15 protein-coding genes are annotated in these 19,632 nt (G+C 56.3%); 9 read left to right on the top strand and 6 right to left on the bottom strand.

Translation table 11 applies throughout. The features are described 5' to 3' along the window. Positions 1–35 precede the first annotated feature (35 nt). The 3 genes from AB1N67_RS00190 to AB1N67_RS00200 all read right to left on the bottom strand — a co-directional run bounded on the left by AB1N67_RS00190 (position 36) and on the right by AB1N67_RS00200 (position 4,167). Positions 36–578, bottom strand: a complete 543-nt coding sequence (locus AB1N67_RS00190) for a hypothetical protein (protein ID WP_104833685.1) — start codon at positions 576–578, stop codon at positions 36–38. A 785-nt stretch (positions 579–1,363) separates the two neighbouring features. Continuing rightward, the gene (locus AB1N67_RS00195) at positions 1,364–3,478 is read right to left on the bottom strand and encodes a HAMP domain-containing sensor histidine kinase (RefSeq protein WP_189121464.1); all 2,115 of its coding nucleotides are present in this window, start codon (positions 3,476–3,478) and stop codon (positions 1,364–1,366) included. Continuing rightward, a complete protein-coding gene (locus AB1N67_RS00200; protein ID WP_189121465.1) occupies positions 3,466–4,167 on the bottom strand; it encodes a response regulator transcription factor in 702 nt (233 codons plus the stop codon). Before AB1N67_RS00200 ends, AB1N67_RS00195 begins: the two co-directional genes overlap by 13 nt. 249 nt (positions 4,168–4,416) lie before the next feature. On the opposite strand from AB1N67_RS00200, the gene AB1N67_RS00205 reads away from it, so the two are divergent. Genes AB1N67_RS00205 through AB1N67_RS00220 form a run of 4 tightly spaced genes read left to right on the top strand, consistent with a single transcriptional unit; the run spans position 4,417 to position 8,795 of the window. After that, positions 4,417–5,427, top strand: a complete 1,011-nt coding sequence (locus AB1N67_RS00205; protein WP_104833680.1) for a CBASS cGAMP-activated phospholipase — start codon at positions 4,417–4,419, stop codon at positions 5,425–5,427. Next, positions 5,421–6,617 (top strand): cyclic GMP-AMP synthase DncV-like nucleotidyltransferase, encoded by a 1,197-nt coding sequence (locus tag AB1N67_RS00210; RefSeq protein ID WP_189121466.1) that lies wholly within the window; start codon positions 5,421–5,423, stop codon positions 6,615–6,617. Before AB1N67_RS00205 ends, AB1N67_RS00210 begins: the two co-directional genes overlap by 7 nt. A gap of 1 nt (position 6,618) precedes the next feature. Next, positions 6,619–8,337, top strand: a complete 1,719-nt coding sequence (locus AB1N67_RS00215) for a ThiF family adenylyltransferase (protein ID WP_104833678.1) — start codon at positions 6,619–6,621, stop codon at positions 8,335–8,337. Further along, complete coding sequence (locus tag AB1N67_RS00220) at positions 8,322–8,795, top strand: Mov34/MPN/PAD-1 family protein (protein ID WP_104833677.1); 474 nt, start codon at positions 8,322–8,324, stop codon at positions 8,793–8,795. The genes AB1N67_RS00215 and AB1N67_RS00220 overlap by 16 nt, the downstream gene beginning before the upstream one ends. Before the next feature lie 663 nt (positions 8,796–9,458). On the opposite strand, the gene AB1N67_RS00225 is transcribed toward AB1N67_RS00220, so the two are convergent. Beyond that, positions 9,459–10,748 carry a sigma-54 interaction domain-containing protein gene (locus tag AB1N67_RS00225; RefSeq protein WP_367863885.1) on the bottom strand — a complete coding sequence of 430 codons (1,290 nt, stop codon included), beginning with the start codon at positions 10,746–10,748 and terminating at the stop codon, positions 9,459–9,461. Between the two features lie 332 nt (positions 10,749–11,080). Between AB1N67_RS00225 and AB1N67_RS00230 the strand changes: the two genes are divergently transcribed. The 3 genes from AB1N67_RS00230 to AB1N67_RS00240 are packed head-to-tail and all read left to right on the top strand — an operon-like array spanning position 11,081 to position 14,093. After that, positions 11,081–11,965 carry an MBL fold metallo-hydrolase gene (locus AB1N67_RS00230; RefSeq protein WP_043207565.1) on the top strand — a complete coding sequence of 295 codons (885 nt, stop codon included), beginning with the start codon at positions 11,081–11,083 and terminating at the stop codon, positions 11,963–11,965. Between the two features lie 32 nt (positions 11,966–11,997). Beyond that, positions 11,998–13,278, top strand: a complete 1,281-nt coding sequence (locus tag AB1N67_RS00235) for an FAD/NAD(P)-binding oxidoreductase (RefSeq protein ID WP_102082093.1) — start codon at positions 11,998–12,000, stop codon at positions 13,276–13,278. Continuing rightward, the gene (locus tag AB1N67_RS00240) at positions 13,275–14,093 is read left to right on the top strand and encodes a sulfite exporter TauE/SafE family protein (protein ID WP_102082094.1); all 819 of its coding nucleotides are present in this window, start codon (positions 13,275–13,277) and stop codon (positions 14,091–14,093) included. Before AB1N67_RS00235 ends, AB1N67_RS00240 begins: the two co-directional genes overlap by 4 nt. Here the strand turns inward: AB1N67_RS00240 and AB1N67_RS00245 are convergent. Next, the gene (locus AB1N67_RS00245; protein ID WP_070575617.1) at positions 14,082–14,969 is read right to left on the bottom strand and encodes a LysR family transcriptional regulator; all 888 of its coding nucleotides are present in this window, start codon (positions 14,967–14,969) and stop codon (positions 14,082–14,084) included. The two genes, AB1N67_RS00240 and AB1N67_RS00245, sit on opposite strands and share 12 nt — an antisense overlap. A 237-nt stretch (positions 14,970–15,206) precedes the next feature. Here AB1N67_RS00245 and AB1N67_RS00250 point away from each other — a divergent pair, with 237 nt between their 5' ends. Continuing rightward, positions 15,207–16,853, top strand: coding sequence for a GMC family oxidoreductase (locus AB1N67_RS00250; protein ID WP_043207574.1), 1,647 nt, complete (start codon positions 15,207–15,209; stop codon positions 16,851–16,853). Positions 16,854–16,949: 96 nt separating this feature from the next. Beyond that, positions 16,950–18,572: an MFS transporter gene (locus AB1N67_RS00255; protein ID WP_043207576.1), complete on the top strand. Its 1,623-nt coding sequence runs from the start codon at positions 16,950–16,952 to the stop codon at positions 18,570–18,572. 249 nt (positions 18,573–18,821) lie between these two features. On the opposite strand, the gene AB1N67_RS00260 is transcribed toward AB1N67_RS00255, so the two are convergent. Next, positions 18,822–19,592, bottom strand: coding sequence for a 1-acyl-sn-glycerol-3-phosphate acyltransferase (locus AB1N67_RS00260; RefSeq protein WP_070575627.1), 771 nt, complete (start codon positions 19,590–19,592; stop codon positions 18,822–18,824). Positions 19,593–19,632: the final 40 nt, after the last annotated feature.

A 19,632-nucleotide genomic window follows, 5' to 3' on the forward strand; every position in this document is an offset into this window, starting at 1 on the left:
GAGCTGGCGTCTACTGAGTGCCAGAGGCGGAATAGTCACAGCTTTGTGGTTGAACGCGGTACTGCTGGTGTACGCAGAGCCGGACTCATGGTTTTTTGAATGGCGCATTGCAGTATAAAGAAGTACATAATACCAGAGGTAAATACGATTGCGGACAGAGAAACCATTTCTAAATCTAGGACCCCAGAAATCATATACTGCTTAATCGTGATAGATCCCAGGATGATTCCGGTGCAGTACATGACACCCGTGAACTGATTCCCCATAAAACTCAGTATGCCGCTGAAGGCATTGTTTGCACTGAGTAGCACTGCCTTTAAAATGGTCCACCCGAGAAGTGGTAAAAATGCCTTAATCATGAAGGCGAATAACATCGATGATGCGAATAGTTTTATCGGCGTTTCTGCCCACGGCTTGATGGTACCGTCTATTTCAACGCCGGTATACAAGATCACATTCAGAACAAGGGCCATGACGGTGCATATGCCGAGGCGTATCATTTCCCGCCTTAGTGGGGCCATCATTATCACAGCGTGAATCTTGCGTCCGATGAATCGGTTTAGTCCTTGGGTCGACATTTCTCTTCCTATGCTCTCGGGATGACGGTGTTGTAACGTTGTAAGGAGGTCACGCTTTTACCCGAAGAGAGGTGACGCTTCAATGGTATGAATTGCGCAGGGGGTCTCTGGCGGGATAGCTTGCTGAGAAATCCTCATCTACCTGCGTAGCAAAGATGCGGCCACACCGTCGCCGTCAGATCTCTGGAGGACTGGCTGCTGTCAGTGACTCATCAAGTGACGGAACCTTAGCGTTAGCACTGAGGACGAGTATCCTGGATCGGAGTGAATCACCCTGAAAACTGTATATACATTATGACCGCTTCTCGCCGTTAGCTGCCTTTCTTGAAGGACAGCTTTAGGTCGTTAGCTGCCACTGGCGACTGACTATTATCGACCCAAAGCGACCATTGGCGAGGGGCAGCAAACGGCCAATAGCAGATGTTCTGCCGCCGAACTGGCAAGTACTAAATGAGCACGTATTGTCGTTATGGCGTCTTCCCGGCTACTTTTGCCAGCAAAATGCCAGGCCTGGAATTGTCAGCCCTCGCTGCTCCGTACAGAAACATCAAATAAACGACTTAAGCTCTTCCCGAATGATGATGTCAAGGCGTCACGCAACTCCCGAAAACAAGTTGAAGCATCCGACACTACGGATTCACAAACCCGAAAAATAAGGACAATGCGACAAACGGTTGGGATCCATAAATTTGCGTCCTGGCCGACTGACCCTTCAAAAGTCCGACCGACCCGAATGGGCCGGTCGTGACGATTAGCATTGGTTTATCGCATGACAACAAACAAGACTAGCTTACGTATGGAAGCCTAATTTCGAAACAAACCCCATCCCCTAAGTTTCGCGCGGTCAAGCTTCCGCTCAGCCGTGAAACAAACGTTTTCGCCATATACAGCCCCTGTCCGAGATGCTCATCTTCTCCAGCACCTTCTCGCACAGACACACCATATTCAAATATCTCTTCTATAGGGTCAATCGCGATATGAGGGCCTATATTTTTTATTGTGACAACGGCACTTCCACGCTCCAGGTACCCATCAACGATAATCTCTGTATCAGGCACTCGAAAATCATTGGCATTATTAATAATAGCTGTCAGTACGGACTCCAGCATATCCGCATCGGCCATCACATAAAGAGCCTTATCACTTCCAACATATTTGATGCCTGCAATCGCAGACTCAGCAGCGTTGATTAGGTATTCAGTAATATTTTCCTTGGTGATGTCTCCAGACAGCGAATTCATTGCTTCCTGGGGAGTCCTAAAGGTAAAACTATCAGAAATTTCCTGACCCAACGAAGCACCATACAGATATTTCACCGCGAAAGAGATCCTGCGTACATAGCGAGTACTTGGATCATTCTCATCGTTGTGCCGAAGCATCAGATCCTGCAATGGAGACCTAATTTCATGACCAATGGCACGAAGAAATTGATGTTCTCTTTTCGAACGTTCAACCGCACTACGACCATAAGCTATAAGTGCCTCATGAAGTTCCAAAATATTTCGCCAAAGAACCCCTACTTCACTCTGACTTTCCTTGATATGAAAGGGCAGTCTGTACTCATCAACTACGCTAAACCGCTCCTTCATATGCAGTGTATTGCGGCGAACCTTATAAAGTGGATCCAACACAAATACACGAAGGATCACGTAGGATACCAACAACATGATACTTATAAGCGAGGATAGCAATACAATGGACTGCGCGGCCATTCTCCATCCGCCCAACACGCTGGAGGCATCCCCACGAATGGCAACAGAACTCCCATCGGGGAGCTGGGCCAGTGCGTCTATATTTTTTGCCGGAACAATGACCTTAATAAAAAAGTCAGTTAAATGATCAATCAAGTTAACAGGGAAATTCCGTCTAGTACTTAAATTTTCGACCGTCGCGTGCCTGACTTTAATTTCTGTACTTGAGTTGCGCGGAGAAAACACCAAAACCTCACCCGGCGTTAGATAATTTCTCATTTTATCAAACGAAAAAACGGTATCTGGCTCAGACAATGTCGAATCCAGTATGATACTGCTCTCACCTACCGCATTGTTACCGATTAATTTGATGTCTAGGCGGGCTTCGGAGAGATCCTTGGGCGGCCAAATAGTGGCTTTCCCTTGAGCCTGATTGGCCTGGAAAGCATCGTCCGCAAATGCATAAGCCGGGATTTGGAATATGAACTCAAACCTATTGGCTGCACCTTGGCCGCTTAATTTCAGAGCGCGCCCTTTGATCTGTGGCTCTCTTGAAAAAGCTCTACGTGTTGACGATCCAATTCTGAATCCAGTTAAGCTCCAAGCTGGGGATAAGTAAGGGGTCAGGGTGTCGCCGACACGCTTCACGGAATCGAAGGTGACGATAAACTGGCTAATTGTACCGCGCGCAGATAACGTAACTAAGAAATAATCTCCCGTTCTCGGGTCATCGATGTAACGAGGCGATACCAAGTCGTTAATTTTCTCGAACCTCCCCCTCACATAAGCTATTGCTCCCAGAGCCTTGTTCGTCAGCACTCCGGCACATACTCTATTTTGCGGTGCATCCATGCCTGCATAGCTGCATCCCAGCAGAGGCTTTACGTCCTCAACATGCCCAGGCATAACGTTAATATACTCTAGAGGTATTTTATAAAGAGGGATTCCAGAGTTATCAGGTTTGGGGGCATCAAAATTACTAAGGTTGACTCTCCCATCAAGCGAGTCAAACTCATAGGCGACTCGCTGCAAATTACGCTTCACACTTGAATCATATTGTTCAACCACAGATCCGAAGCTTAATCTGAGCGCTACAATTGTGCCTACCAACACAACAACAAACATCACAACCAGCACGCCGACAACATAAATTCTTATCGAGGCTTTGCTGATATTATCCTTAAGCCTATTGAAATCTAATCCAGCCACCGAACCCCCTTCATCCTAATTACTTCGACGTGCCCCTCTGACTCCCCCACATCTTTTAGAACATCTCGGATGGTTTTTATATGCTGACGTATCGCGTCGTTATTTTTTCCACTTTTCACGAGATCAAAAAAATCTTCATACGGGACGAGATTACCTTTCGCCTTATATATTCGTTGTAATATGGTTTTCGCTGTGTGCGGGATATTCAAAGGCTTACCTTTAAACCTAGCCTTACCCGTATCAGGGTCAACGACTAGATCTTCCGCAGCCTGTTCCTGCTGTTGCTGCGAGCTCTGCTTACTTTGTGAGTTCTGTGTGTCTCTCAACACCCTCATTGCCGCTGCTAAGAACATTTGCCCATCGGCAGCAATAGGTTTCTCAAGAAAGTCCCAAACGTCCAACTGATACATTATCGACCGATACACTGAAGGATCCAATCCGGAAACAACAATAACCGGACTTTTGTGGCATTGCGAATTTACACTTATAAGGCCTATACCTGCATTCTTTTCAGGAGGCAGCTCGATATCCAAAACAATAAGTGAATAGTTATTTTGTTTGATCGCCACCTCAGCAGAAGCCCTGTCAAAGAACTGAGTGACCTCCACTCCGTGATTGAGCTCTCGACAAAACGCGGCAAGCGCATTATTTACAGCCTCTGAGTCTTCAACAATGGCTATTTTGTACATGTAGTGAACCTCGGGAAAAACCAAGCAAAACGATTGACGCGATAATCTCATAAAGGTCAATAGCACGCACGTGAGCAAACGCTCACGAAGCGTAAGGAATATTCACGTTTCATACTGCAAGTAAACGAATGCGTGCTGGTGGAGGCGTAACGTAACAAAGCTACCCCAAGCGCCCCTTTTTTACTAACGGCTCTGCCGCTAACTTATCGGTCAATCGCGCTCACCTTGAAGCGCCGGAGGTTAGTTTCCATGTCAGCAAATCGTTTTCAGGTTTTAGCACTATCAGGCGGGGGGTACAGGGGGCTGTACACTGCCACCATATTGGCAGAAGTAGAACGTGAAATTGGTGGCCCCATCGCCCGCCATTTCGACCTCATTGCCGGGACGTCCATAGGCGGCATCCTGGCGCTCGCCATCGCATCGGAAATTCCTGCTCAAGCAATCGTAGACCTCTTTAAAAAGCATGGAGAGGCTATTTTCAATCCCCGCACGAGCATGCCCATTTTCAAATCCACGTTCAGCAGTGATGAGCTTAAAAAGCAAATATCAGCCCCTGAAATGCTGGGCGAAAAGCTTCTGGGGGACTGCCTTCACCCGGTCGTCATCCCGTCGATCAACTACTCGACTGGTAAACCTGTGCTGTTCAAAACCCCACACCATGAAAGCTTTCGCCGTGACCATCAACACGCGATGGTGGACATTGCACTCGCCACGAGTGCTGCCCCAACCTACTTTCCACGCCACCAGTTTCAACACAACCAATACGTCGATGGCGGATTGTTCGCCAACGCCCCGGGTCTACTCGCGCTCCACGAAGCGGAGACGTTTTTCGACGTGGCCAGCTCGGAGATTCACCTGCTGTCTATTGGGACGATGTCATCCAAGTTCACCGTGAACCCAAAAAACAACCGTGAAGGCGGCGCGATGGACTGGGGTGGAGGTAACCCTCTGAAAGCGGCGCAACGACTGTTCGGCTTGTCAATTTCCGTTCAAGAGTCGCTCTGCGACTTCATGCTGCAGCACAAGCTCGGCTCACGCTACATGCATGTTGACGAAGACCTGACGGACGATCGCTCCAAGGCTGTCGCCCTGGACAAAGCAGACATTCATGCGCAGGAAGTGCTTATAGGCTCTGGCCTTGAGAAAGCGAAGACCTGTCTCGGAAAAGCGGACTTCATGGAGTTCGTTGCGCACAAAGCTCGCCCCGTAAAATTTTACTACGGCAACAACGCGACACGTCAGGAGTCTGAAACATGCTGAACCTCACCAAGCTCTTTTTTTCTTCCGCTGACGACGCCGTTTTCAGCGACAACATCGCGCCCACGGAGGAGCAGCGTGACTTTCTGACTCAATGCCGGACGAAAATCCGGGAGTATTTGAAGCCTGCGATTGCCAACGCAACCGTCGTTGTTTTGGGTATGGAAAAGCGCGTGGAGCCTCGGTTCAGGACGCAAGGGTCTTGGTCATACAAAACCTGCATTCAGCCTGCACAGCCGGAACTGCAGGAAATCGACCTGGACTATGGCGTTTACCTTCCAGTCGATGTTTGGCAGGACAATGGCCCGCCCGCTGCAATGGCCAAAAAGTACTTCGACTTGGTTGAAACGCTCCTTCAGGTGCTTTGCGCTCAGGAAGGTTGGAAGTTGGTAACCGGTACCGCCGCTAAGGACACCTGCATCCGGATCGACGCCTGTTCGTGGGCACACATTGACATCCCCCTGTACGCCGCTCCGATTGATGAGTTCAACAAGGTTATCGAGCGCACGGTGGCACTGAGCACCGAGCGGCGTGCGATGGTTCTCGACGGTGTCAGCTCGAATGAAGCCTTCCTGGAAGTGGCGAAAGCCAAAGCTCAAACTTGGGACGACCTTGACACCATTATGCTGGCTTCCCGGTCTGGCCTGTGGAGGGCTTCCGACCCAGAGGATGTCGCAAAGTGGATCAGAGACCAAGTCGCGCGTTTCGGCGATCTGGGCAATCAATTCCTTCGCGTATGCCGGTATGCCAAGGCGTGGCGGGACTTTCACTGGAAATCTGGTGGGCCGACGTCCATTTCCTTGATGATCGCGATTGCCCAAAACTTCGAAGGTAAGCGAGGCCGTGACGATATCGCATTCGAGAATGCTGCCACCGCGCTGTCCACCGCTCTCAATACCGAGATTCGCGAGCCAGGCATTGATGACGGCGCAGAGGACTTCAATCGCTTGAAACAGGACGAGCGTGAACACGCTTCGAGTAAAGCCGAAAACCTGGCTTTGGCGCTCAAAAGAGCCAGGGGCTGCCAGGAGGATCAAAAGCATCAGGCGTTGCAGATTACCTCGGGTCAGCTTGGAAGCCGAGTCCCTGCGACCACCAGCCTGATCGATGTTGAAAGCGCCACGGAAATTGTGCGTTCAACCGCACCTGCCGTAGTGCCTGCCCCTCGCGTTCCGAACACGTCTGCAGGTTGATATGGACTTTGAAGGCCTTGGCGATGTGCTTCGCTATATGCATGGACTGGGCTTCAAAGCCCGTCCAACCAAAAATGGCATTCGCAGATTTCTGGGAACATTGAAGTCCACTGCCGGGCCCGTCCCAATAGAACTGGCGATTGCCGATTGGGATTTCCTTGTCTACCCGACAATCCGGATTACAGAGAAGCCTCCTTTTCTACCGATCCGAATGGCGCACGGAGTGGTCGGTGGCGACTTTTGCTACCTGGCTGAAGGTTCTGTCGTGCTTGATCGATACAACCCGACAGGTGCCATTGCCTTCTGCTTGCAGCAGGCTACGAGCCTGATCGACCAACTCATCAGCAACCCCACTCAAAGCCAAGCTGACATGCAAGCAGAGTTTCAGTCCTATTGGGCTGGATCGAGTTTGGGAACATTGCTCCCAATTGGGCTTTCCGAATTGTCATCCGAGCTTGACGAAGCCAAGGTGTACAAGCTGTCACCCAAAGGGCCATTTGGCGACATCATCACCACCAGTAAAGAAGCACTGGATCGGGTGGCCCGTTCATGGGGTGCAAGCGTTCAACCGCTTGAAGCACAATCCTGCTGGTTGCTGCGAACAACCGCAGCGCCGGATATGTCATCCGCGCTTCCATGGACGGTAAAGGAAACGTTGGCTTGGCTGAAAACCTGGGACAGATCACTCTATGCTGCGCTGCAAAAAAGGATCAAAGCCGACACGTCGATCTTGGACTTAAGCCGAATTTATATCCTGATTGACTCGCCTGCGGGCTGGATCGGTTTTGGCTTTTCTGTCAACAAGCGCTACCTCACCAAAGCTACCAGCCAAGGGGCTGCCGGCAGTCGTAAATTTGCGGGAAAAGCTTACTTTCAATATCTCCATCGATTCGGCGGATCAGACAAAATATTTCGCCTCCTCACGACAGATCTCAGTGCAGACTTTGTACACACGCGAAACCTATCCGGCTCACTGAAAAACGGGTTGTCCGGCCTTAAAATCGCTCTACTTGGGTGCGGGTCGGTTGGTGGTTATATTGCTCAAGCGTTGACTCGACTGGGCGCAGGCACAGACGGTGGCCTGCTCACCCTGATCGACAATCAGTTTCTGCAGCCTGAGAACATAGGTCGCCACGCCCTTGGGTTTAATGCGTTGCTCAAGCGTAAATCTAACGCGCTTAAGGATGAACTTGATCTGCAGTTCCCCTACAGCAACATCGAGTCGCGACCCATCGCCATAACACCAAAGCTCGATTACTCCAGCTTTGATCTCATCATCAATGCAACAGGCGAGGAGCCCCTTTCAGAAATGTTGAATGCGCTACGCATTCGCAATGAAGGGACTTTCCCCCCTGTCTTGCATGCATGGATAAAGGGCAATGGCGAATGCGTTCAAGCCTTATGGACTGACTCCCTGAAATACGGTTGCTTCCGCTGCTTGCGGCGGTACGAGCCTGGAAGCGAAATGGCGGAACGATTCAAAGTACTCAAGAACGAAGTGGAAAAGGGCTTCCGTGCCTGCCAGCATTTTACGCCATACGCTGTGTCCGCATCGCTGTCCGCTGCCGCACTCGTCGCTGACATGTTGATTGACTGGAAAAAGAACGGCAGCCCAAGTCCGAGGTTTCGAACCAGAGCGGTGGAAAACGCAGATACCTTCAAGATAAAAAATCAAGACATCACACCGTTGAGTGGTTGCCCTGCATGCGGAACGAAATGATTTTCACGGCTCCGGAACTGCAAGGGTTATACGTTCTCGTCGAGTGCAATGTGCTGGACGTCATCTGCGCATACCGCCAGGACAGTCAAAAGAAGCACGAAGCCGGAGGAACGTTGATGGGGTACAGATCGGGCCAACACCTCCATGTCTTGCGCGCGACAGTGCCTATGCCTCGGGACAGACGCTCACGAATCAGTTTTGAACGCCTAGATCCTGGTCATCAGCTTGCCGTAACGAAGGCTTGGGAGGAAAGCCAAGGCCGCATTGATTACCTCGGTGACTGGCATACCCATCCACAGATGAATCCATTGCCTTCTGGAATTGACTACACGGAATGGGCAAAGCTCGCCTCAACCCTGGATAAACCTCTGCTCTTCATGATTGTGGGAGAGCGCTCGAAAATTTTTGCGGCCTATCACGTTGATCAGAAAGCCATACCGCTGACTGGCGGCAAATGAAAGATCTTAAAGTACTCGGCGTGTATGACCTCGAACGTCCGCTATAATGGGTCGAAAGAGGTCATTCACGACCGACCGCTTTCGACCCCAAAGCCCCGGCTGTTGTGAGGAATCCGAGCCTTTCATCGCATGTGATTGAACGAGCTTACCTCCTCGGTTAATGTCGTAGCGGAGGACTGCAACCGCGCATTCGTCGTGACTGGGTACCAGCAAAGGCCCCCCGGCATTTTTGGCAGCAGAGAAAGCTGGTTTCTCTGAAGTAGTGACGACAGGCCTAGCCTGTCGGATTCTGAACCCAAGGTCATTAGACTGGGAGCTAAAGGATCGCTGCGACTACTCCTCGGACATATTGAAAAGGCACCCGTGGGTGCCTTTTTTTGCGCTCGTTGTTGGCGGGGCTGTTAGTACCAAGCTAGGTAGAGTCGACGCTGAGGTTGCAGATGACGATCCGCCGTTTTGGATGCATCAGCTTATTTTGTGAATGCGGTAGGCAATTCTCATTTTTTTTGTGAAATTTCTACTGATGAGTCACAGAAAAGATGCAGCTTTAGCTGAAAACACTGGACCGCAAATGTCAGCTTTTTTGTGAGCCTACATCAGGTCCACCGCATAAACAAAAAGCCCCGGCATTGCCGGGGCTTTTTGTTTATGGGCTCGTAGAACCTACAGCCCCAATTCACGCAGGCGTCGATACAACGTCCGCTCACTCATGCCCAAATGACGGGCCAGTTCACTGCGTGACCCGCGAAAGTTTTCCAAGGCCTGGGCCAAGTCGCCCAGCTCATTGCGACTGCGACGACGTAAACCCTGAGCTGCCGTCGGGCCGATGTCCTCCGGTAGGTGCTCAGGTCGAATCAGGCCTTCATCGGCAAACAGGCGTGCCCGCTCGAGGATGTTGCGTAATTCGCGGATGTTCCCCGGGAATGGGTGCATGCTCAGCCGTTGGAGGGCTTCGGGTAGCAACTTCGGTGATTGCTTACCCATGCGCTGCAGCAGGCTCTCGGCCAGTAATGGCAGGTCTTCCACGCGCTCTCTCAGGGCGGGCAAACGGATGGGGAAGCCGCTGATGCGATAGTAAAGGTCTTCGCGGAAGGTACCGGCGGCGGCCATTTCCTTTAGAGGCTTGTGGGTCGCCGAGACCAGGCGAAAATCGGAGTGGACCGTACGGGTGCTGCCCACGGGCCGGAAGCTGCCGGACTCGATCAGGCGCAGCAGCTTCACCTGCATTGCCAGGGGGACTTCGCCAATCTCATCGAGAAACAGGGTGCCACCATGGGCTGCTTCGGCCAGGCCGATCTTGCGTTGGGTGGCACCGGTGAAGGCGCCCTTCTCGTACCCGAACAACTCGCTTTCGAACAGCGATTCGGTGAGGCCCGTACAATCGACCACTACCAAGGGGCCATTGGCCCGAGGGCTGCCCAGATGCAAGGCACGGGCGAACAGCTCCTTGCCAGTACCGGACTCGCCTTGCAGCAACACCGGGATCTGCGCTGGCGCTGCCCGCTGCAGGCTCGCCAGGGCTGTCTTGAATGCTGCTGATCGACCTACCAGCCCTTGCTCCTGAGGTTGCGCCGAGGCAAGCGTCACGCTGGTGAGCCGTTCGACGAAGGCCATCACCCCGCCCTGTTCATCCAGGATCGGTCGAAGTTCTACGTCCACATGCTCAGGCCCGCGAGGCGTGTGATGGATGTGCAAAACCCGCTCTGGCACCTTGCTGTCCCACGCCTTGCGCAAGGGGCAATGCTCGCCCGCCTGGTCACATGGCACCGCATAGTGGTGGGAAACCCGGTGGCATTTCTCTCCCACGGGGGCGTGATCATCCTTGCCGAACTGACGGCGATAGGCCGCATTGGCCGCGAGGATGTTGTAGTCGGTGTCCAGAATGATGCTGGGCAGCACATCGTGTTCCAGGTAAGACACCAGGGCGAGGATGGCGGGATGCTGGGCTGACACACTAAACGCGGACATGACGGTGACCGGTGGCAAGTACCCGGCGAGGTTAACAGGGACTGCCAAACACTGCCATTGGCTGACAGTCGACTGCCAAGGGGGCTGACAGGCATGGCAGATCCTGGTGGTTCAGAGGGAACCCTGGCTCGCGTCATCCGTGCTCCGGATGCAATGGGTTCACCGTGAATTCCCTGTTTTTACTGGCCTTCCCGACACCACCGCGTCTGCGTAACAGCCAGCGCTGCCCACTGCGCCTGACTGGCATGCATCTTGATAAACCTCCAAATACTGCCTACGCCTCTAGAAGGCGCGGTAGATAAATCTGGAGACGTGCAATGATCATCGGTAGCAACCTTCATGTGGAAGCCTTGTACGACAAGGTGACCTCTACCATCAGTTACCTCGTTCTGGACCGAAGCTCCGGCCAGTGCGCGCTGATCGACAGCGTATTGGATTACGATCCCAAATCGGGCCGTACCAGCACCGAATCGGCCGATGCCTTGATCGCCCGGGTACAGGCGTTGGGTGCCCAGGTCCAATGGATCTTGGAAACCCATGTCCACGCCGACCACCTCTCCGCAGCGGCCTATCTGAAGGAAAAGCTGGGCGGACATGTAGCGATCGGCGCCCTCATCACCCAAGTGCAAAAGACCTTCGGCGAACTGTTCAATGAAGCGCCAGGCTTTGCCCGGGATGGCAGCCAGTTCGATGTACTGCTCGAAGACGAGGAGATCTTCCTGATCGGCAACCTGCGTGCCCGTGCCCTGCATACGCCAGGGCATACACCGGCGTGCATGAGCTACGTGGTGGAGGACAGTGGCGAGATGGCGGTGTTTGTAGGGGACACGCTGTTCATGCCGGACTACGGCACCGCGCGCTGTGATTTCCCCGGCGCCGATGCGCGCACGCTGTATCGCTCGATCCGCCGCCTGCTGGCCTTCCCTGACACGACTCAGCTGTTCATGTGCCACGACTACCTGCCAGGTGGTCGGGAGATGCGCTTCGTCACGACCGTTGCCGAACAGCGCGCCAGCAACATCCACATCCACCAAGGTATCAGCGAGGACGACTTCGTGGCCATGCGCGAAGCCCGTGACGCCACCCTCGAGATGCCCGTGCTGATCCTGCCCTCGGTGCAGGTCAACATGCGCAGCGGCCAGTTCCCCGAGCCTGAGGGCAATGGCGTGAGCTATCTGAAGATTCCGCTGAACGTACTCTGAACACATAACGACTATTCCAAGGAAACACCGCCATGCCTGCCTTGCAGTCCCCTGCCGACTCTTCATGCGCTGACCATCACAAGGTGGTCATTGTCGGAGCCGGCGCCGCCGGTATCGCTACCGCCTCCAGCCTGATCAGCCGCGACCCATCCCTGGACATCGCCGTGATCGATCCGGCCGATGTGCATTACTACCAGCCTGGCTGGACCATGGTCGGCGCGGGCGTGTTCGATGCCCCGAGCACAGCCCGGACCATGGCCTCGACCATTCCGCGTGGCGTACGCTGGATCAAGGCGCGGGTCGAGCGCTTCGATCCCCAGGCGCAACTGGTCATGCTCGAGGACGGTCGCGCCGTCAGCTACGAGCAATTGGTGGTTTGCCCGGGCCTCAAGCTCGACTGGAACGCCATCGAAGGTCTAAGCGACACCTTGGGCCGCAACGGCGTCACCTCCAACTACCGCTATGACCTGGCACCCTACACCTGGCAGTTGGTGCAGAACCTGAAAAAAGGCAGTGCCCTCTTCACCCAGCCGCCAATGCCAATCAAGTGCGCCGGTGCGCCCCAGAAAGCGTTGTACCTGTCCTGTGACCATTGGTTGCGCCAAGGCCACCTGGGCGCGATCAAGGCCCGTTTCTTCAATGCCGGCGCGGTGCTGTTCGGCGTGCCTGACTATGTTCCGGCCCTGATGGCTTACATCGAAAAGTACGCTGTGGACCTCAACTACAGCCATCGCCTGGTGGCGGTGGATGGCCCGAACAAGCGTGCGACTTTCGTGCGCACATTGCCCGATGGCAGCAGCGAGACCCGCGTCGAGGGCTTCGAGATGCTGCATGTAGTGCCTCCACAAGTTGCGCCGGACTTCATTCGCCAGAGCCCGCTGGTCGATGCTGCCGGCTGGGTCGATGTGGACCCTGCCACGCTGCGTCACCGCCAGTTCGCCAACATCCATGCGCTGGGAGATGTCACCAACACCAGCAATGCCAAGACCGCCGCTGCGGCGCGCAAGCAAGCGCCGGTGGTGGCTAACAATGTGCTAGTTGCGCTGGGGCGCCTGCCCACCCTCGCCCAATACGATGGGTATGGTTCTTGCCCGCTTACCGTCGAGCGCGGGAAGATCGTGCTTGCCGAGTTCACCTACGGCGGCAAGGTGGCGCCGAGCTTTCCGCGTTGGTTGCTCGATGGTCGCCAGCCCACTCGCCTGGCCTGGCTGCTCAAGGCGCAGATACTTCCGCCGTTGTACTGGAAAGGCATGCTCAAAGGTCGTGAATGGTTGGCGCGACCTCAACCGCTGGTGGCCGAGGTCGGGCAGTGATCGAACATCAACTGATCGGAGCTGGGCTCGGCGCGATCATTGGGGCCGTGCTGGCACTCACTGGTGCCGGTGGGGGCATCCTTGCCGTACCCCTGTTGGTGTTCGGTCTCGGTTTGTCGATGGTCGAAGCGGCGCCCATCGGCTTGCTCGCCGTGGGGTTGGCAGCCGGGGTCGGCGCCGTGCTGGGTTTGCGCAAGGGGGTGGTGCGCTACCGTGCGGCGTTGTTCATCGCGGCCCTCGGGGTCATCGCGGCACCGCTCGGCCTGATGCTGGCGCACCGTCTGCCCAATACGCCATTGGCGTTGGTGTTCGCTGGCGTGTTGGTCTATGCCTGCCAGCGCATTTGGCGCAAAGCCGGCCGTGAACTGCGCGGCGAACCGGCCTGCGGTGAGCGCCAGATCATGCCCTGCGTGCTCAACCCGTTGCAGGGGCGCTTACGCTGGACCCTGCCCTGTGCTCGCGCGCTGGCGTTTACCGGTGTGCTGTCTGGGCTGCTGTCCGGCCTGCTGGGCGTCGGTGGCGGCTTCGTCATCATTCCGGCCCTGAACCGCTACACCAACCTGGACATGAAGAGCATCGTAGCCACTTCCCTGGCGGTGATCGCCCTGGTATCCACAGGCAGCGTGGTCAGCGCCAGCCTGGCCGGTGTCATGCACTGGGCAGTGGGCGCGCCGTTTGCTGTCGGGGCTGTGTTGGGTCTGCTGCTGGCCCGGCCCCTGGCGAGTAAGCTGGCCGGGCCACGCCTGCAGCAGTTATTTGCCGTGACGGGGATCGGCGCTGCATTGCTGTTGGCGGGCAAGGCGCTACTCGGCTAGCAGTTCGTCCTGCTCCGCGTTGCACAAGGCCAGCAGGTAGTCCCAGACCACCCGCAGGCGCACCGACTTGTGTAGCTCCCGTCGGGTGCAGATCCAGTAGCTGCGCTGGATGGTTTCACTGGGCAGCACCCGCACCAGCGAGGGGTCATGGCGGGCCATGTAATTGGGCAGCACGGCAATGCCCAGCCCGGCGCGTGCGGCATGCTGCTGGGCGATCACGCTGGTGCTTCGGAACACCACGTTGGGCGCCCGGCAGAAACTGTTGAGAAACAGCAGCTCTTGGCTGAACAGCAGATCGTCGACATAGCCGATCCAGCTATGCCGGGCCAGGTCCTCACGGTTGCGCAGCGGCGGCGCCCGATCCAGGTACGCCTGGCTGGCGTACAGCGCCAGGCGGTAGTCGGTGAGTTTGCGAGTGATCAGCAGGTCTGCGCTGGGTCGCTCCAGGTGGATGCTGATCTCTGCTTCCCGGTTGAGGATGCTGACGAACCGCGGCACCGCCACCAGTTCCACTTCCAGCCCCGGGTAGCGCTCGAACAGGGCGTTCATACGTGGGGTGAAGAACATGATGCCGATGCCCTCGGTGACCCCCAGTCGGATCTTGCCCAATGGCGTGATGGCCTGGGTGATCTCTTCCTGAGCGAGCAAGGCCACATTCTCCATGGCTTCGGCATGCTTGAGCAGAGCCTGTCCGGACGGCGTGAGTTCATAACCCTGAGCGTGCTGGACGAACAGCGCAGTACCCAGGCTCTGCTCGATGCTCTCGATATGCCGAGCCACGGTGCTGTGGGTGGTGTTGAGGCGTTTGGCGGCGCTGAGCAAACGGCCGCTGCGCTGCAACTCGAGGAAAAACCGCAGATCGTTCCAGTCGAACATGCTGATCCTTTTGGCTGTTCGCGCTGGCCCTTTCGCGGGTAAACCCGCTCCGACAGGTTCTCCGCCGATCCTGAGTTCGGCGATAACCTATGGGAGCGGGTTTACCCGTGAAGGGCCGGCTCAGGTATAGCGCTGTGCTAAAACGCACAGCGGCTGCGCGAAATCTCGTGTTTCGTCCTCGAAATTAATCAATAAGATGGTCAGGGACAAGAATAAAAATCAGGCGCGAGGTTTCACATGCCATCAGCCGATTCAGTCTTCGACTATGTGGTCGTCGGTGCCGGTCCAGCCGGTTGCCTGCTGGCCAACCGCTTGTCCGCCGACCCGTCCTGCCGCGTGCTGCTGCTCGAAGCGGGTGGCCGCGACAACTACCCCTGGATTCACATTCCCGTCGGTTACCTCTACTGCATCGGCAACCCACGCACCGACTGGTGCTTCAAGACCGAGGCGCAGCCAGGCTTGGGTGGTCGCAGCCTGGGGTATCCCCGGGGCAAGGTGTTGGGTGGGTGCTCCTCGATCAACGGCATGATCTACATGCGCGGCCAGGCAGCCGACTACGACCGCTGGGCCGAACAAGGCAATGACGGCTGGGCGTGGAAGGATGTGTTGCCGTTGTTCAAGGCCAGCGAGTGTCACTTCGCCGGTGCCAGCGACAGCCATGGCGCCGAGGGCGAATGGCGTGTCGAACAGCAGCGCTACAGCTGGCCGATCCTCGATGCCTTCCGCGATGCGGCCGAGCAGAGCGGCATCGCCAAGGTGGCGGATTTCAATACCGGCGACAACGCAGGTTGTGGATACTTTCAGGTCAATCAACGCAGCGGTGTGCGTTGGAACGCCTCCAAGGCCTTCCTCCGGCCGGTGCAAGGGCGTCCGAACCTCACGGTGCTCACCGGTGTTCAGGTCGATCAGATCATCCTCGAAAATGCTCGGGCCTCAGCGGTCAAGGCCCGCTGGCAAGGGGCCTGGCAGGCATTCAAGGCGCGCCGGGAGATCATTCTGTGCGCCGGTTCGGTCGGCTCGCCTGGCATCCTGCAGCGCTCTGGCATCGGGCCGCGCAAGTTGCTCGAGGGGTTGGGCATCGGGGTTCGTCATGAGCTGCCGGGTGTGGGCGGCAACCTGCAGGACCACCTGCAACTGCGCCTGATCTACCAGATCCGCAACACCCGCACGCTCAATCAGATGGCCAACAGTCTATGGGGCAAGATGGGCATGGGCCTGCGCTACCTCTATGACCGCAGTGGCCCGTTGGCCATGGCGCCAAGCCAGCTGGGTGCCTTCGTGCGTTCGGGCCCTGAGCAGGCCACCGCCAACCTGCAATACCACGTACAACCCTTGTCGCTGGAGCGCTTCGGCGAGCCGCTGCACCGCTTCCCGGCGTTCACCGCCTCGGTCTGCAACCTGCGCCCGGTCAGCCGTGGGCGCATCGATATCCGCAGCGCGGACATGCTTGCTGCGCCATTGATCGATCCCAATTACCTGAGTGATCCGCAAGACCTCAAAGTCGCCGCCGATGCCATTCGCATCACTCGGCGCATCGTTCAGGCCCCTGCCCTGGCAGCATTCGATCCGCGTGAGTACCTGCCAGGCCCGGCACTGCAGACTGAACAACAATTGCACGAGGCTGCCGGCAAGATCGGCACCACTATCTTCCATCCCGTGGGCACCTGCCGCATGGGCAGCGGCCCACTGGACGTTGTGGATAACCAGCTGCGCGTTCATGGCGTGCCGGGCCTTCGGGTAGCCGATGCCTCGATCATGCCGCAGATCGTTTCGGGCAATACCTGCTCACCCACGTTGATGATCGCCGAGAAGGCGGCGCAACTGATCCTCAAGGGGGCTCTCACCCAGACCAACCTCAGCGACACCGCGATACCGACGCCCTGACCCGGGTGCGTGCAACACCGGCGGCTTGCGGTCAGAGGCCGCCGACAGTGGAAAACAACAATAATCACTGTGGCCTGCGGGCCGAGGACAGCAACGATGTCGGATTACATCCAAGAGCAAGGTACGGCTGCCAGCACGGTCAGCCGACGTGAGGAACGTAAGATCATTTTCGCGTCATCCCTCGGGACGGTGTTCGAGTGGTATGACTTTTTTCTCTATGGCGCATTGGCGGCGGTGATCAGCAAGCAGTTTTTTGCAGGGGTCAACGACACCACGGCGTTCATCTTCGCGCTTATGGCCTTTGCAGCCGGCTTTCTGGTCCGCCCGTTCGGCGCGCTGGTCTTCGGCCGCCTGGGTGACATGATCGGGCGCAAGTACACCTTCCTGGTGACCATCGTGCTGATGGGCCTGTCGACCTTCGCCGTTGGTCTATTGCCCACCTATGCCAGCATCGGCATCGCCGCACCCATCATCTTGGTGGTGCTGCGCATGCTTCAGGGCCTGGCTCTGGGCGGTGAGTATGGCGGCGCAGCAACCTACGTCGCCGAGCATGCACCGCCTGGCAAGCGTGGTTTTCATACCGGGTTCATCCAGTCCACCGCAACGCTTGGTTTGCTGCTTTCGCTGGTCGTCGTGCTGGGCAGCCGCTACATCAGTGGTGACCAATTCGAGGCTTGGGGCTGGCGGTTGCCATTCCTGTTGTCGATCTTCCTGCTGGCGATCTCCACGTGGATCCGCATGAGCATGGAAGAGTCGCCCGCCTTCGTGAAGATGAAGGCCCAAGGCAAGGTCAGCAAATCGCCGATCCGCGAATCTTTCACCTCCTGGCCGAACCTCAAGGTCGTGTTGACCGCTCTGTTCAGTATCAACGCCGGCCAGGCCGTGACCTTCTACACGGCGCAGTTCTATGTGCTGTTCTTCCTGACTCAGATGCTCAAGATGGACCCGGCCCAGGCCAATACCCTGCTGATCATCAGCGTGGTGATTGGTGCGCCGTTCTTCGTGTTCTTCGGCTGGTTGTCCGACCGAGTGGGGCGTAAGCCGATCCTGATGATCGGCCTGCTACTGGCCACGGTGCTGTACTTCCCGATGTTCAAGGCGCTGAGCCACTACGCCAACCCACAAATCGATGCGGCCAGCCGGCAGGCGCCGATCGTCGTTACGGCCGATCCACAAGGCTGCACATTCCAGTTCGACCCGGTGGGCAAGGCTCGTTTCGACAGCCCTTGCGACAAGGTCAAGACGTTCCTGGTCAAGCAAGGCCTGCCGTACAGCTCGGTGGATGCGCCAGCGGGATCTGCGGTGCAGGTCTCCATCGGCGAGCAGCGCATCGATGGGTTTGACGAGGCGGCCATGCGCTCGGCCATCGAGCAGGCTGGCTACCCGGCCAAGGCGGATCCCGCGAGCGTCAACCAGGTGATGGTGGTGGTGCTGATCGTCGCCATGATCCTGATTGCCACCATGACCTATGGGCCTCTGGCGGCAGTAATGGTCGAGCTGTTCCCGACCCGCATCCGCTACACCTCCATGTCCCTGCCGTATCACATTGGCAATGGCTGGTTCGGTGGCTTCCTGCCGACCGTGTCGTTCGCCTTGGTGGTGTACACCGGGGATATCTTCTATGGGCTGTGGTACCCGGTGCTGATTACCGGGGTGAGTCTGGTGGTGGGGTTGTTCTGCCTGAAAGAGACCAAGGATGTGGATATCGACAAGGTCTAGTGCCTGGCCTTGGTCGCGCGCAGGGTATTTTGCGGGAGCGGGTTTATCCGCTCCCGCAAGTCTTCACGCTATCAGCGGTGCTGCGGACACAAAAAAACCGGCGTAAAAGCCGGTTTTTTTATGCTGCGAAAAAACTTATGCACGATTTCCAAGAAAAGGTCATACAAAGAAATAAGCTTTTAAATCAATTACTTAAGTAGCATTTCGAGGTAATGATCCAAAACTTGCTCACAAGTTATCCACAGATCGTCAAACATTGTGTTCCGCCTGGCTTTCCGCCACCGGCGGCAGCGATCCCATGGCCCGCTGTGCCGCCTCGTTCCAGGCCTGGGCGCGGTCGTTGAGCTCTGCGATCGCCCGCGGGCCAGTGCCCACCGGGTACATCGGCTCGCCGATCACCACTTCGATGGTCCCCGGGCGCTTGCCCCAACCTTCACGTGGCCAGAACTTGCCTGCATTGTGCGCGATCGGCAGCACCGGCAGCCCGGCATTTACCGCCAGGGCGGTGCCGCCTCGGGAAAACTTTCCGATCTGTCCGTGGGGGACCCGGGTGCCCTCGGGGAAGATCAGTACCCACACGCCCTGCTTGAGCAGCTCGTCGCCCTTGCTGGCGACTTGGCGCAGGGCCTCCTTCGGGTTTTTCCGGTCGATGGCGATCGGGCGAAGCATCGCCATTGCCCAACCAAAGAACGGCACGTACAGCAGCTCACGCTTGAGCACCTGGCTCAGCGGTGAAAAATAGGCGGACAGGAAGAACGTCTCCCAGGTGCTCTGGTGGTTGGACAGAATCACGCAGGGCTCCTTGGGCACATTCTCGGCGCCGGTGACCTTGTAGCGAATGCCCAAGATCACCCGTGCCAGGAATACGGCGCAGCGGCACCAGTAAACATTGATGAACCGGTAGCGCTTGTGGAACGGCAGAAACGGTGCGACGAAGAAACTCAGCGAGCACCACAGCAGCGAACTGGTGCCCAACAGCAGGTAAAAAAGAAAGATTCTGATCGCCTGCAGGATCGACATAGTGGCATGTACCGTTGCGGGGCCTGCCCGCCTAAGGAAA

Source organism: Pseudomonas guariconensis, assembly GCF_040822035.1.
Taxonomy (GTDB): domain Bacteria; phylum Pseudomonadota; class Gammaproteobacteria; order Pseudomonadales; family Pseudomonadaceae; genus Aquipseudomonas; species Aquipseudomonas guariconensis.